Source organism: Escherichia sp. E.sYA108, assembly GCF_011754335.1.
In the GTDB taxonomy this organism is placed as follows: Bacteria; Pseudomonadota; Gammaproteobacteria; order Enterobacterales; family Enterobacteriaceae; genus Escherichia; species Escherichia coli.
The window spans coordinates 2,133,627-2,147,893 of the sequence record NZ_JAAQVZ010000001.1; the positions used below are offsets into that span (position 1 = coordinate 2,133,627).

The 14,267-nt window shown below is 48.9% G+C and carries 14 protein-coding genes; 6 read left to right on the forward strand and 8 right to left on the reverse strand.

Features of this window, described 5'->3' with window-relative positions; genetic code table 11:
• Positions 1–378: 378 nt before the first annotated feature.
• The 4 genes from ompC to yedE all read right to left on the reverse strand — a co-directional run bounded on the left by ompC (position 379) and on the right by yedE (position 4,186).
• Positions 379–1,461 (reverse strand): porin OmpC, encoded by a 1,083-nt coding sequence (gene ompC, locus HBM92_RS09875; protein ID WP_000737290.1) that lies wholly within the window; start codon positions 1,459–1,461, stop codon positions 379–381.
• A 512-nt stretch (positions 1,462–1,973) separates the two neighbouring features.
• The gene (locus HBM92_RS09880; RefSeq protein ID WP_000334564.1) at positions 1,974–2,642 is read right to left on the reverse strand and encodes an SOS response-associated peptidase; all 669 of its coding nucleotides are present in this window, start codon (positions 2,640–2,642) and stop codon (positions 1,974–1,976) included.
• Between the two features lie 108 nt (positions 2,643–2,750).
• Positions 2,751–2,984: a sulfurtransferase-like selenium metabolism protein YedF gene (yedF, locus tag HBM92_RS09885; RefSeq protein WP_000790504.1), complete on the reverse strand. Its 234-nt coding sequence runs from the start codon at positions 2,982–2,984 to the stop codon at positions 2,751–2,753.
• Positions 2,981–4,186, reverse strand: a complete 1,206-nt coding sequence (gene yedE, locus HBM92_RS09890; RefSeq protein WP_000118896.1) for a selenium metabolism membrane protein YedE/FdhT — start codon at positions 4,184–4,186, stop codon at positions 2,981–2,983. The genes yedF and yedE overlap by 4 nt, the downstream gene beginning before the upstream one ends.
• A gap of 186 nt (positions 4,187–4,372) precedes the next feature.
• Between yedE and yedD the strand changes: the two genes are divergently transcribed.
• On the forward strand, positions 4,373–4,786 hold the full coding sequence (gene yedD, locus HBM92_RS09895) for a lipoprotein YedD (RefSeq protein ID WP_001296171.1): 414 nt from the start codon (positions 4,373–4,375) through the stop codon (positions 4,784–4,786).
• A gap of 33 nt (positions 4,787–4,819) precedes the next feature.
• On the opposite strand, the gene amyA is transcribed toward yedD, so the two are convergent.
• The 4 genes from amyA to fliD all read right to left on the reverse strand — a co-directional run bounded on the left by amyA (position 4,820) and on the right by fliD (position 8,591).
• Positions 4,820–6,307, reverse strand: a complete 1,488-nt coding sequence (gene amyA / locus HBM92_RS09900; protein ID WP_001245699.1) for an alpha-amylase — start codon at positions 6,305–6,307, stop codon at positions 4,820–4,822.
• 77 nt (positions 6,308–6,384) lie between these two features.
• Complete coding sequence (fliT, locus tag HBM92_RS09905) at positions 6,385–6,750, reverse strand: flagella biosynthesis regulatory protein FliT (RefSeq protein WP_001057836.1); 366 nt, start codon at positions 6,748–6,750, stop codon at positions 6,385–6,387.
• The gene (fliS, locus tag HBM92_RS09910; protein ID WP_000270663.1) at positions 6,750–7,160 is read right to left on the reverse strand and encodes a flagellar export chaperone FliS; all 411 of its coding nucleotides are present in this window, start codon (positions 7,158–7,160) and stop codon (positions 6,750–6,752) included. The genes fliT and fliS overlap by 1 nt, the downstream gene beginning before the upstream one ends.
• Before the next feature lie 24 nt (positions 7,161–7,184).
• The gene (fliD, locus tag HBM92_RS09915; RefSeq protein ID WP_000146770.1) at positions 7,185–8,591 is read right to left on the reverse strand and encodes a flagellar filament capping protein FliD; all 1,407 of its coding nucleotides are present in this window, start codon (positions 8,589–8,591) and stop codon (positions 7,185–7,187) included.
• Positions 8,592–8,856: 265 nt separating this feature from the next.
• On the opposite strand from fliD, the gene HBM92_RS09920 reads away from it, so the two are divergent.
• The 5 genes from HBM92_RS09920 to dcyD all read left to right on the forward strand — a co-directional run bounded on the left by HBM92_RS09920 (position 8,857) and on the right by dcyD (position 14,259).
• Complete coding sequence (locus HBM92_RS09920; RefSeq protein ID WP_000079699.1) at positions 8,857–10,644, forward strand: FliC/FljB family flagellin; 1,788 nt, start codon at positions 8,857–8,859, stop codon at positions 10,642–10,644.
• 319 nt (positions 10,645–10,963) lie between these two features.
• On the forward strand, positions 10,964–11,683 hold the full coding sequence (gene fliA, locus HBM92_RS09925) for an RNA polymerase sigma factor FliA (RefSeq protein ID WP_001087467.1): 720 nt from the start codon (positions 10,964–10,966) through the stop codon (positions 11,681–11,683).
• A gap of 45 nt (positions 11,684–11,728) precedes the next feature.
• Positions 11,729–12,280, forward strand: coding sequence for a flagella biosynthesis regulatory protein FliZ (fliZ, locus tag HBM92_RS09930; protein WP_001296169.1), 552 nt, complete (start codon positions 11,729–11,731; stop codon positions 12,278–12,280).
• Between the two features lie 87 nt (positions 12,281–12,367).
• Positions 12,368–13,168: a cystine ABC transporter substrate-binding protein gene (gene tcyJ, locus HBM92_RS09935; RefSeq protein WP_001296168.1), complete on the forward strand. Its 801-nt coding sequence runs from the start codon at positions 12,368–12,370 to the stop codon at positions 13,166–13,168.
• Positions 13,169–13,272: 104 nt separating this feature from the next.
• Positions 13,273–14,259: a D-cysteine desulfhydrase gene (gene dcyD / locus HBM92_RS09940; RefSeq protein WP_001128236.1), complete on the forward strand. Its 987-nt coding sequence runs from the start codon at positions 13,273–13,275 to the stop codon at positions 14,257–14,259.
• The last annotated feature ends 8 nt before the right edge of the window (positions 14,260–14,267 follow it).

The following is a 14,267-nucleotide window of genomic DNA, read 5'->3' on the forward strand; positions in this document are numbered from 1 at the left end:
ATATAATTGATACTATCTTCCTTCATCACAATTTCAGAAATGCACGTGTGATTTTTTTGCATCCGGCGTTTGGACTATGTGGAGTTCAAGAGTGGGAAAGTTACAAGAGGTTGAGGGGATAATTAAAGGGATGCTTATGACATTAGATATCCGGTTAGGTACGGATATCGTTGTTATTAAATCTAATTGATACGTTAATTGTTCACTGAGTATTATTAAAAATGGGGCGTTGAAACGCCCCAGAAAATAAAGGGTAATATATAACAGAAGGTTTATATAGTCAGAAGCAAGATAGTGCTTCTAAGGAAAGTGGCTTGAGGGGGCCACTTATATGTTGGGGAGGCAAAGCCTCCCACAACATATCTTTGAGTAATCAGATTAGAACTGGTAAACCAATCCTACAGCAACGATATCATCGGTAGCAACGCCAGATGCTTTCGTGAAATCGCTCTTATCAATCAGGTTGATTTTGTAATCAACAAAAGTGGACATATTTTTGTTGAAGTAATAGGTTGCACCTACATCAATATATTCAACCAGGTCCTGATCACCCCACGCACCCAAGTCTTTTCCTTTAGATTGCAGGTAAGCAACGGACGGACGCAGACCGAAGTCGAACTGATATTGTGCAACTACTTCGAAGTTTTGTGCTTTGTTGGCAATATGGTTATTACCAAAAACAGTCATGTTCTGGGTTTCAGAATAGGTGGTAGCCAGATAGATGTTGTTCGCATCATATTTCAGACCAGCTGCCCATACTTCAGCATTTTGACCAGATGCATTCAGGCTGTTGTTACCGTAGATAACCTGATCATTAGTGCGGTCAGATTTAGCATAGGTTGCACCTACACCGAATCCTTCATACTCATAAGTAGTGGAGAAACCGAAACCATCACCGTTAGCTTCAGTTACGTCAGTGCGGTCATTTTTACCCTGATACTGAGCAGCAAAGTTCAGACCATCAACCAGACCAAAGAAGTCGTTGTTACGATAGGTTGCAACACCTGTGGTGCGACCAGTCATGAACACATCTGTTTGGGTCCAGGTATCGCCACCGAATTCTGGCAGAACGTCGGTCCATGCACCGATATCGTATGCTACACCGTAGTTACGGCCATAATCGATGGAGCCGTAGTCACCGAATTTCAGGCCAGCGAAGGCAAGACGGGTTTTATCTTTGGAAGAACCTTGAGATTCAGCACGGTTGCCTTTGAATTCATATTCCCACTGACCGAAACCAGTCAGTTGATCGTTGATTTGAGTTTCGCCTTTGAAGCCCAGACGAACATAAGTTGTGTCGCCATCATCTGCATCGTTAGAAGAGAAGTAGTGCTTAGCATTAACTTTTCCGTACAGATCCAGCTTGTTACTGTCTTTATTGTAAATCTCTGCTGCCTGAGCAGACATCGCCATCAGTACTGATGCAGCTACAGCAGAAATTGCCACTGTTAATTTTTTCATCGTGAGCCCTTTTATTTGAACTATTATTTAAAAATGATGTCACTGCACTACAAATATTCATCTAATCAATGAGATTATTTCAAGATGTAAGTTTTAGTTTCTCATTTAAATTGTGAAGTAGATCCCTATTTTTATCTGAACTGTTTCTATTGCACACAATGCATGACTATTTTGTGAACGAATATAAATTTGGTAGTCAAATTATATTAAAGGTTGTTATTTATGTTTGACTCATAATTTATTTTTTTAATTTAAATAGCCTAAAAATAACCATGGAAATTATTTGCATGATATTTGTTTAGATTTATTAATGTAATTGAGGTGGTTTTATTTAATACGCAATATAGCGCCGCTTGATATTAGTTCTATTTTTTTTGCGTAAGATAGATGAGACAAACTGAGACGCATAATGGTTTGCAAGGCTCTAATACTTTGATGTTGAGGATGTGATGGGGCATGTACGGGGCATAGTACAATGATGTCCATCCAGGTGTAGATAATCTCCAGGCTTATCAAACAGGTTGAATTAACTCCGCGCCCTGGTTTTTAACATTACCCACCGCGCGCGACACAGGGTGCCAGATGAACTGGTTTGCTGGCACACAGCTTCTGGTAGCGATTTCTGAGGCTTCTTTACCACCAATGTCTTGCCGCATCCATTCCCGCGCAGTTTCTGGCGACAGTACCAGCGGGCGGCGGTCATGAATATCTACCAGGCCCTGGTCTGCTGCTGCAGTGACAATTAAAACTCCTTCGGCTTCGTCACCGCGCTCAAACGGTGTGCTACCTATCGCGGCTATAAAAACAGGTTGTCCATCAGCGCGATAGATAAAATAAGGCTGTTTTTTGTCGCCTTCTTTTTTCCACTCAAACCAGCCATCGGCAAAGCATATTACCCGACCATGTTGCCAGAGCGGTTTAAACATGCGACTGGTTGCGGCAGTTTCTACGCGGGCGTTAATCAGCGGCGGTTTATCCCACCATCCGGGAGCATATCCCCAGAAAACCGGATCCAGATGAAGGTGTTCATCACGTTCACTGAGCAGAAGGACTTTGGTTCCCGGCGCGACGTTGTATCTGCCAATAGGTTCGGGATCGTAGGGAATATCGCGTTCAATATCTTCCGCGAGAAACGCGAGGTAATCTTCACGCGTTTGGGATTGGGCAAAGCGTCCACACATAGAAACCTCCTGAGAGCACACTGAAAAGAATAGGAGAGGGGGCGGGTAAAATCTATGTGATAGAGAGGTAACGATGTTCCCGCTGTGGGCCACAGCGGGAATGAGGGATTACTTCTGAATTAAATAACGAATGGTCGGCCCGTCTTGCTGAATATCCAGCACCGTATAGCCGTGATTACGCGCATCCAGTGGAATATTATTGATCGACTGCGGACAGTCGCTCACCACTTCCAGGATCTCCCCTTTTTTTAACTGCGGCATCGCCTCAAGGGTTGCGACAGCCGGATAAGGGCAGGGTTCACCCACCATATCAAGACGGTAATCAGGAACGATATTTTTCATGCGATCTCCTTAGCAATCTGCGGTGCCGCACGGCGGAAGAAGCGTTTTTCCCAGCCGATAATCAACATTAGAGCTGCAAACAACAGCAAATATGTCACCAGCAGGCCACCCATCGGACCAAAGGTTTTCAGCAGGTTGATTTTGTCCCAGTCGGTGGCCAGCGCCGGAGCGAAATCATCCCAGTAATACGCCAGAATCGTTGAGCCGATCACGTTGCCCAGACCGACCCACCAGTAGTGCACCTGGCCTTCTACCGCGCGGTACATCCAGCCGGTTTCGCAGCCGCCTGCCAGCACGATGCCAAAACCAAACAGTAAACCACCAATTACCGCGTTTGGTCCCGCCCACATGATTTTGGGTTCAACGCCTAACTGTACGTAACTGAAGATCCCGATGGCACTTACCGCCATACCGATAATGATTGCTTTCGCCATATGGGTACGTCCGGTGATCCACATATCGCGGAACGCCGAAGTAAAGCAGATTTGCGCACGTTCAATCAGTAAACCAAAGCCGACGCCAAACAGCATTGCCAGCCCCAGTTTGGGTTGGTTCATCGCCGTGAGCAGCGCCCAGCCCAGCATGCCGAAAAAGACCAGCATCCCGAGACGAAAACGACGCCGCGCCTGATCCGGTTTTTGCGTCAGCGGTGAGGCGGCAGAAACTTTCTGCATTTTCACGGGAATACGGAAGATGGGCAGCAGGGTAAAGCGCGCGCCAAACCATGAACCAATGGCAGTGGCGATGGCAAAGAACCAGGCGTGCAGCGAGAACTGTGGAATTCCGGTAAAGAACGCCGCCAGGTTACAGCCCATTGCCAGACGTGCGCCAAAACCGGCGATAATACCGCCAATGATGGCCTGCATAATGCGGATACGGCTGCGCGGCATGCGCAGTTTGACATTGTTGGCCCACAGCGCTGCGGCAAAACAGCCGCCAAACATACCGAGGATCATCATTCCGTCGATGCGGGTTAATGGCGATCCTTCCAGATGGATAATTTTAAAATAACCCCACTCTTCAGCATGGACGCCGAACAACTGCAGGAGCTGACCGCCCCAACGGGTAAATTCACCCGTGACTGCCCAAAATGTGCCAGTGATGCCAAAATAGTAAGTGGAGAGAATACCCGCCGCGATGACCGCAGGGATGGGTGCCCAGAATTTAATCAACCAGGCGTGTTTGAATTGCTGCCATGACATGAATGTAGCCTCTGAACTCAGAAGGTTTGACACAAGAGTCGCGAATCATACACCATGCAAATTTATTTTCGGGGTAATAATTCACAAAAATAATGGTTAGATCAAATTTCTCTCTGAGCCTGGAAAGGCTGGCGACATCAGGGCTTTAATGCCACAATCCTCTTTTCTTCTCATGCAGGACGAATGATGAAAAAACTCGCAATTGCAGGTGCGCTCATGTTGCTGGCGGGCTGTGCCGAAGTCGAAAACTATAACAATGTCGTGAAAACCCCCGCGCCGGACTGGCTGACGGGTTACTGGCAGACCAAAGGGCCGCAACGTGCGCTGGTCAGTCCGGAAGCGATAGGCAGCCTCATTGTCACTAAAGAGGGCGATACCCTGGATTGCCGTCAGTGGCAGCGGGTGATTGCCGTGCCGGGTAAGTTGACATTGATGTCTGATGATCTCACTAACGTTACCGTAAAACGTGAGCTGTACGAGGTTGAGCGTGACGGTAACACCATTGAGTACGATGGTATGACGATGGAGCGTGTGGATCGCCCGACGGCAGAGTGTGCCGCCGCGCTGGATAAAGCGCCGTTACCGACGCCACTGCCGTAATGAAATCTCCCCGGCTTGCCGCCGGGGATGGATTTAAATCACCTCTTCGATAACCCACACGCTAACGCTGCCGCCGTTGCAAAAGAAGGTCGCTTCGCCGTTTTCGTCTGTCACTACGCTCTCTTGCCGGTTCCCCAGAAAATCACGCCAGGTTTTATTGCCGTAATTCTCTCCCAGATGAATGGTTTTTTCGCCATCATCTCCGTTCGACATGACCACCACGCAGCCGGGATATTCGTCGGTGCCACTGCGGCTAAAGGCAATGCAGTTCGGATGGTCGAAAAATAACGTCTGTACACCGTGGGCGAAACGCTGACGGGCGAGAATTAACTCATCAAGCTGTTCGATTATTGGCATATCTATCGGATAGGTTTGCCCGTCACCACCGACATCTTCGTAATGTGCACCGTAGAGGTCCGGATAGAACACCGAAGGAACGCCATTTTCCCGCAACAAAATTAAGGCATACGCCAGCGGTTTAAACCACGGTTCGACCGGTGCTTCGAGGGCTTGCAACGGTTGGGTGTCGTGGTTGGCAACGAGGGTTACGGCGTGAAAAGGATCGGCTTCCACCAGCGTCCCAGTGAAGATCTGCGTCATGTCGTAGTCGCGACCCATGCGCGATGCTTCATGGAATTTCATCTGCAGCGGCGCATCAAACAGCATGGTTTTGCCTTCCACCTGATCAATATACGTTTGCAGTTTATCGACTTCATGCGACCAGTATTCAGCTACAATAAACAGCGGCTTTGGCGCAACTTCCTGTACGTGTTCGATCCACTCTTTATAAAACCATGCCGGAATATGTTTGACCGCATCAAGACGAAAGCCGTCGCATTGCGTTTGTTCCATCACCCAGCGCGCCCAGTATTTAATCTCTTCCGTCACGGCATGATTGCGAAAATCGATATTCTCACCCATCAGATAATCGAAATTACCGAGTTCATCATCAACCTGATCGTTCCAGCCTTCGCCGGTGTAGTCGTTAACAATTTTAAATATGCCATCTTCATCAGGATTTTCGATATGGTCGATACCGCTAAAACATTTGAAATCCCAGATAAACTGCGAGTATTGCCCGGCACGGGCGGGGAAGGTGTAACGCGTCCAGCCTTCACACTCAATGATTTCTTCGTCAATTTGCGTACGGTCATCAGCATTTACACGCTGCACGCGAATAGCTTCTTTTTCATCCGCGCCCATTTTGTGGTTGACTACCACGTCCAGCAGCACCGCAATGTCATTACGTTTCAGGGCGTCAATGGCGGCCAGCAGTTGTGCTTTATCACCATATTTAGTAGGGATGCTGCCTTTCTGATCAAACTCACCTAAATCAAATAAATCATAGGAGTCGTAGCCGACCGAATACCCGCCCGATGCGCCTTTATAGGCGGGCGGCAACCAGACCATATTGATACCAATATCATTAAAACCGTCTGCGCGCTCGGCCAGTTCAGGCCAGAGCTTACCGCCTTCCGGGTAATACCAGTGAAAACATTGTAACAGCGTGGGATTACGCATTCTTCGACTCCATTCAAGGGGAATATTAGAAGCGTAGCCGTAATCGGATTATTCGCGAGCCATCGGCTCATTAAGATTCAAAAGAGGTTATCCTGCGGAGCCAGCACAAAGCCGCCCTGATCGCCATAGGCACTTAACACCGATTTTTGCACCGATGACTGACCGACCAGTTTCGCCAGTTCATCCATCCGAATCTGTAATAACTGCTTTACCTTGCTTTCGTTGTCGAGAATCAGGTGCAGCATCGGGCGGAGCTGCTCCTGCATCGTAGTGGACGGGGCAACCTCTTCAGTCAGGTGTGCGATCTCCTGCACCGCATTCACATACGCCATTTCGCTGGCGATGAGTTCGTCCCATTGTTCTTCCGTTGCCAGGCGTAACATGAGCTGGCTTTTTTCGACGAGTTGTTGCCAGGCGAAATACAAATGCGGTGCATTGTTCATCAGACTGGGTCCTGAATCAAAGAAGGGGAGAGTAAAGACTCTTTCCAGGCATCGGCAATATTACGCATTAATGCTTCCACCTCTTCGACTGCGGAGACATCGTTGCGTAAATTGGCTTGCAGCAAACGCCTGACCATATAGCTATAAAGAGCAATTAAGTTTTGGGTTAATTCGTCTTTGCTCTCTTCATCAAGACTCACCCGCAGTCCGTTCTCAATGATGTTGATCGCTTTTGACAAAGAGACACCTTTGCCTTGCTGATTGTTGTCCTGCATAAACAGGCGCGCTCTAACCAGTGCGCTTAACACTCCATCAAATAGCATGGTGACCAACTGCTGTTGGCTGGCGCTCATTACGGCGCTTTCGACGCCAATTTGTGCATAGGCCTGGGTGCCTTTTGCCGCGTACATGACCTGTCTCCCGATGAATATTGATTACTTGGAATTACTGTTGTTTTCGAACTGCTGCGTTAAGTAGCTGCTGGTGCTGTTTAACGAGGTCATTAAAACGTCCAGTTGGGTAAATTGTTCTTTATAGCGCGCGACCTGCGCATCAATGCGATCGCTGGCGGCGTTGTAGTCTTTAGTTAACTTATTCAGGGTCTTACTAACGCCATCGGTAGCGGCTTTAATAATGCCCGTTGTCGAAAGCCAACTGGTCAGGTTGCTGCCGATGGTGGTCGTGATGCCGGTTTTTTTACCATCGCCAACAATCAATGCACCTACGCCGCTGGCATCTTTTTTCAATGCAGCGGTGAGTTTGTCGGCATCCAGTTCCAGTTTGCCATCGCTGGGATCGGTCGTGATACCAATCTGCGCCAGCGTTTTATAGTTGGAAGAACTGACGGTATTACTCAGCATCGATTTCAACTGCGTCTGAATCGTTCGCAGCGTGGAGTCGCCGAGTAGTGCGCCATTGCTAGAATTCTGGCTATCAGCTCCCGCATCTACGGCGGTGTATTTGGTCAGGCTGCTGAAGGTATCTATTAGCGAGTTATAGGCATTCACCCAGTCTTTAATCGCCGTTTGCGCTTTGGAGGTGTCCTGAGTGATGGTCAGCGTCTGGTTGCCTGTGGTGACATCGTTCAGGTTCAGGGTGATGTTTTCCAGCGCGTCGCTGATGGTGTTGCTGCTGTTCTCAATGGCGACGTTATTGACCGTCAGCTGTGCATTCTGGGCGGCGACCGAGACCTCCATGCCGTTGCTGCTGGCACTGGCGTCATAGCCCATAAAACTTTGTAGCGCATCATCACCGCTGACCGAGAGTGTCATCGCATTATCAAGGCCGGTGTCATTTGATGTGACTGACAGACGATATTCACCGTTACCCACGTTAATGATGCTTGCGCTTACGCCTGCTTTTGCGTTGTTGATGGCATCACGGATCCCGCTTAAAGACGAGTTAGCCGCGCTGATATCAATGGAAATCGGATCTTTGTCGCCGCCTTGTTGAATGGTGAGTTTGCTGTCGCTGGTGGCGATCGCCGTTTTCGTATCGTCTCTGGTGGTGCGCGTTGTCAGGGTTTGCGCCTGCGCCAGATGGGTGACGCTGATGGTGTATTTCCCGGCGATGGCATTACCCGCGGTGGTGGCACTGAACGCGGTGGTGCTGCTGGTGGTGCTGGTAGCGGAAAAAAGATCGGCTTTAGACAATGCAGTATTGGCGGTCTGGAAAGTCGTCAGCGCGCTTTTCAGCGTACCGTAGGCGCTAAGTTTAGCGGTAAACGACGATTGCTGATTTGAAATAGGGGTTAGCGTCGCTTTTTGCGCGGCGGTGAGGCTATCAAGGATTGAACTTAAATCCAGACCTGACCCGACTCCCAGCGATGAAATACTTGCCATGCGATTTCCTTTTATCTTTCGACACGTAAAACGAATACCGGGGTTATCGGCCTGAATTGCGCAAAGTTTACGTTTAATTGTTTTTTTTAATAGCGGGAATAAGGGGCAGAGAAAAGAGTATTTCGTCGACTAACAAAAAATGGCTGTTTGTGAAAAAAATTCTAAAGGTTGTTTTACGACAGACGATAACAGGGTTGACGGCGATTGAGCCGACGGGTGGAAACCCAAAACGTAATCAACGACTTGCAATATAGGATAACGAATCATGGCACAAGTCATTAATACCAACAGCCTCTCGCTGATCACTCAAAATAATATCAACAAGAACCAGTCTGCGCTGTCGAGTTCTATCGAGCGTCTGTCTTCTGGCTTGCGTATTAACAGCGCGAAGGATGACGCCGCGGGTCAGGCGATTGCTAACCGTTTTACTTCTAACATTAAAGGCCTGACTCAGGCTGCACGTAACGCCAACGACGGTATTTCTGTTGCACAGACCACTGAAGGCGCGCTGTCCGAAATCAACAACAACTTACAGCGTATCCGTGAGCTGACGGTTCAGGCTTCTACCGGGACTAACTCTGATTCGGATCTGGACTCCATTCAGGACGAAATCAAATCCCGTCTCGACGAAATTGACCGCGTATCCGGTCAGACCCAGTTCAACGGCGTGAACGTACTGGCAAAAGACGGTTCGATGAAAATTCAGGTTGGTGCGAACGACGGCCAGACTATCACTATTGATCTGAAGAAAATTGACTCTGATACGCTGGGGCTGAATGGTTTTAACGTGAATGGTTCCGGTACGATAGCCAATAAAGCGGCGACCATTAGCGACCTGACAGCAGCGAAAATGGATGCTGCAACTAATACTATAACTACAACAAATAATGCGCTGACTGCATCAAAGGCCCTTGATCAACTGAAAGATGGTGACACTGTTACTATCAAAGCAGATGCAGCTCAAACTGCCACGGTCTATACATACAATGCATCTGCTGGTAACTTCTCATTCAGTAATGTATCGAATAATACTTCAGCAAAAGCAGGTGATGTAGCAGCTAGCCTTCTCCCGCCGGCTGGGCAAACTGCTAGTGGTGTTTACAAAGCAGCAAGCGGTGAAGTGAACTTTGATGTTGATGCGAATGGTAAAATTACAATCGGAGGACAGGAAGCCTATTTAACTAGTGATGGTAACTTAACTACAAACGATGCTGGTGGTGCGACTGCGGCTACGCTTGATGGTTTATTCAAGAAAGCTGGTGATGGTCAATCAATCGGGTTTAATAAGACTGCATCAGTCACGATGGGGGGAACAACTTATAACTTTAAAACGGGTGCTGATGCTGGTGCTGCAACTGCTAACGCAGGGGTATCGTTCACTGATACAGCTAGCAAAGAAACCGTTTTAAATAAAGTGGCTACAGCTAAACAAGGCACAGCAGTTGCAGCTAACGGTGATACATCCGCAACAATTACCTATAAATCTGGCGTTCAGACGTATCAGGCGGTATTTGCCGCAGGTGACGGTACTGCTAGCGCAAAATATGCCGATAATACTGACGTTTCTAATGCAACAGCAACATACACAGATGCTGATGGTGAAATGACTACAATTGGTTCATACACCACGAAGTATTCAATCGATGCTAACAACGGCAAGGTAACTGTTGATTCTGGAACTGGTACGGGTAAATATGCGCCGAAAGTCGGGGCTGAAGTATATGTTAGTGCTAATGGTACTTTAACAACAGATGCAACTAGCGAAGGCACAGTAACAAAAGATCCACTGAAAGCTCTGGATGAAGCTATCAGCTCCATCGACAAATTCCGTTCATCCCTGGGGGCTATCCAAAACCGTTTGGATTCCGCCGTCACCAACCTGAACAACACCACTACCAACCTGTCTGAAGCGCAGTCCCGTATTCAGGACGCCGACTATGCGACCGAAGTGTCCAACATGTCGAAAGCGCAGATTATCCAGCAGGCCGGTAACTCCGTGCTGGCAAAAGCCAACCAGGTACCGCAGCAGGTTCTGTCTCTGCTGCAGGGTTAATCGCCGTAACCTGATTAACTGAGACTGACGGCAACGCCAAATTGCCTGATGCGCTGCGCTTATCAGGCCTACAAGGGGAATTGCAATTTATTGAATTTGCACATTTTTGTAGGCCGGATAAGGCGTTTACGCCGCATCCGGCAACATGAATGGTAATTTGCCAGCAACGTGCTTCCCCGCCAACGGCGGGGTTTTTTCTGCCCGCAATTTACCGGTAACCCCCAAATAACCCCTCATTTCACCCACTAATCGTCCGATTAAAAACCCTGCAGAAACGGATAATCATGCCGATAACTCATATAACGCAGGGCTGTTTATCGTGAATTCACTCTATACCGCTGAAGGTGTAATGGATAAACACTCGCTGTGGCAGCGTTATGTCCCGCTGGTGCGTCACGAAGCATTGCGCCTGCAGGTTCGACTGCCCGCGAGCGTGGAACTTGACGATCTGCTACAGGCGGGCGGCATTGGGTTACTTAATGCCGTCGAACGCTATGACGCCCTACAAGGAACGGCATTTACAACTTACGCAGTGCAGCGTATCCGTGGCGCTATGCTGGATGAACTTCGCAGCCGTGACTGGGTGCCGCGCAGCGTGCGACGCAACGCGCGTGAAGTGGCACAGGCAATAGGGCAACTGGAGCAGGAACTTGGCCGCAACGCCACGGAAACTGAGGTAGCGGAACGTTTAGGGATCGATATTGCCGACTATCGCCAAATGTTGCTCGACACCAATAACAGCCAGCTCTTCTCCTACGATGAGTGGCGCGAAGAGCACGGCGATAGCATCGAACTGGTTACTGATGATCATCAGCGAGAAAACCCGCTACAACAACTGCTGGACAGTAATCTGCGCCAGCGGGTGATGGAAGCCATCGAAACGTTGCCGGAGCGCGAAAAACTGGTATTAACCCTCTATTATCAGGAAGAGCTGAATCTCAAAGAGATTGGCGCGGTGCTGGAGGTCGGGGAATCGCGGGTCAGTCAGTTACACAGCCAGGCTATTAAACGGTTACGCACTAAACTGGGTAAGTTATAACGTCAGTAAATGCCGCACTTTAATTTTGACTACCAGGAGTTCTTAATGATGGTGCAGCACCTGAAAAGACGGCCATTAAGCCGCTATCTTAAAGACTTTAAACACAGCCAGACCCATTGCGCGCATTGCCGTAAATTACTCGATCGCATTACCCTCGTTCGCGACGGCAAAATAGTGAATAAAATCGAGATTTCCCGCCTGGACACGCTGCTTGATGAAAATGGCTGGCAAGTGGAACAACAATCATGGGCGGCATTGTGCCGATTTTGCGGTGATTTACATTGCAAAACGCAGAGTGATTTTTTCGATATTATCGGCTTTAAGCAATTTCTTTTTGAGCAAACTGAAATGAGCCCTGGTACGGTGCGTGAATATGTCGTTCGTTTGCGCCGTTTGGGGAATCATCTACACGAGCAAAATATTTCCCTCGATCAGCTGCAGGACGGTTTCCTTGATGAAATCCTCGCCCCGTGGCTGCCCTCCACCAGCACCAACAATTACCGCATCGCGTTACGGAAGTATCAACACTATCAGCGCCAAACCTGTACCGGACTTGTGCAGAAATCCTCCAGCCTGCCTGCTTCTGATATATATTAAATAAGAATAAGATGTAGCGGAGTTGTTTTTGTGTTTACAAACAATGGCTCTACACTGCAAACAGACATAACAACATTCGGGGTAAATATGAAATTAGCACATCTGGGACGTCAGGCATTGATGGGTGTGATGGCCGTGGCGCTGGTTGCGGGTATGAGCGTTAAAAGTTTTGCAGATGAAGGTCTGCTTAATAAAGTCAAAGAGCGCGGCACGCTGCTGGTAGGGCTGGAAGGAACTTATCCGCCGTTCAGTTTTCAGGGGGATGACGGCAAATTAACCGGTTTTGAAGTGGAATTTGCCCAACAGCTGGCAAAACATCTTGGCGTTGAGGCGTCACTAAAACCGACCAAATGGGACGGTATGCTGGCGTCGCTGGACTCTAAACGCATTGATGTGGTGATTAATCAGGTCACCATTTCTGACGAGCGCAAGAAAAAATACGATTTCTCTACCCCGTACACCATTTCCGGTATTCAGGCGCTGGTGAAAAAAGGTAACGAAGGCACCATTAAAACGGCTGATGATCTGAAAGGCAAAAAAGTGGGTGTCGGTCTGGGCACCAACTATGAAGAGTGGCTGCGTCAGAATGTTCAGGGCGTCGATGTGCGTACCTATGATGATGACCCGACCAAATATCAGGATCTGCGCGTAGGCCGTATCGATGCGATCCTCGTTGACCGTCTGGCGGCGCTGGATCTGGTGAAGAAAACCAACGATACGCTGGCAGTAACCGGTGAAGCATTCTCCCGTCAGGAGTCTGGTGTGGCGCTGCGTAAAGGAAATGAAGACCTGCTGAAAGCGGTGAATGATGCAATTGCGGAAATGCAAAAAGATGGCACTCTGCAAGCCCTTTCCGAAAAATGGTTTGGTGCTGATGTGACCAAATAATCAGCATAATGACAAAAAAGGGCGCTTTCACTAGCGCCTTTTTTATTTACGCGTTTTCAGCGTGCATAATAAGAAAATCACAACAACACACATCGGAGGCTGTTATGCCACTGCATAATTTAACCCGTTTTCCACGGCTGGAGTTTATCGGCGCGCCAACGCCGCTCGAATATCTGCCGCGCTTTTCTGATTATCTTGGACGGGAAATTTTCATCAAACGGGATGACGTCACTCCCATGGCAATGGGCGGCAATAAATTACGTAAGCTGGAATTTCTCGCGGCAGATGCTCTGCGTGAAGGTGCCGATACGCTGATTACTGCCGGGGCGATCCAGTCTAACCATGTGCGCCAGACTGCCGCAGTTGCGGCGAAACTCGGTCTGCACTGCGTGGCGCTGCTGGAAAATCCTATTGGCACAACCGCAGAAAACTATTTAACCAACGGCAATCGTTTGTTGCTGGATCTGTTCAATACCCAGATTGAAATGTGCGACGCACTGACCGATCCCAATGCCCAACTGGAAGTGCTGGCGACGCGAGTCGAAGCACAAGGCTTTCGCCCGTATGTCATTCCGGTTGGCGGTTCTAATGCTTTGGGCGCGCTGGGTTATGTGGAGAGTGCGCTGGAAATTGCGCAACAGTGTGAAGGGGCAGTTAATATTTCGTCGGTGGTGGTCGCGTCGGGCAGTGCCGGAACTCACGCCGGACTGGCTGTTGGGCTGGAACACCTGATGCCTGAAAGCGAACTGATTGGCGTGACTGTGTCGCGTTCTGTTGCCGATCAATTGCCGAAAGTGGTTAACCTCCAACAGGCGATTGCGAAAGAACTGGAGCTGACCGCATCAGCGGAAATTTTACTCTGGGATGACTATTTTGCACCTGGCTACGGCGTGCCGAACGACGAAGGCATGGAAGCAGTGAAATTGCTGGCGCGGCTGGAAGGCATTCTGCTTGATCCTGTGTATACCGGAAAAGCGATGGCGGGGCTGATTGACGGTATCAGTCAGAAACGCTTCAAAGATGAAGGGCCGATTTTGTTTATTCATACCGGCGGTGCGCCTGCGCTGTTCGCCTATCATCCCCACGTTTAGCTCCGGGA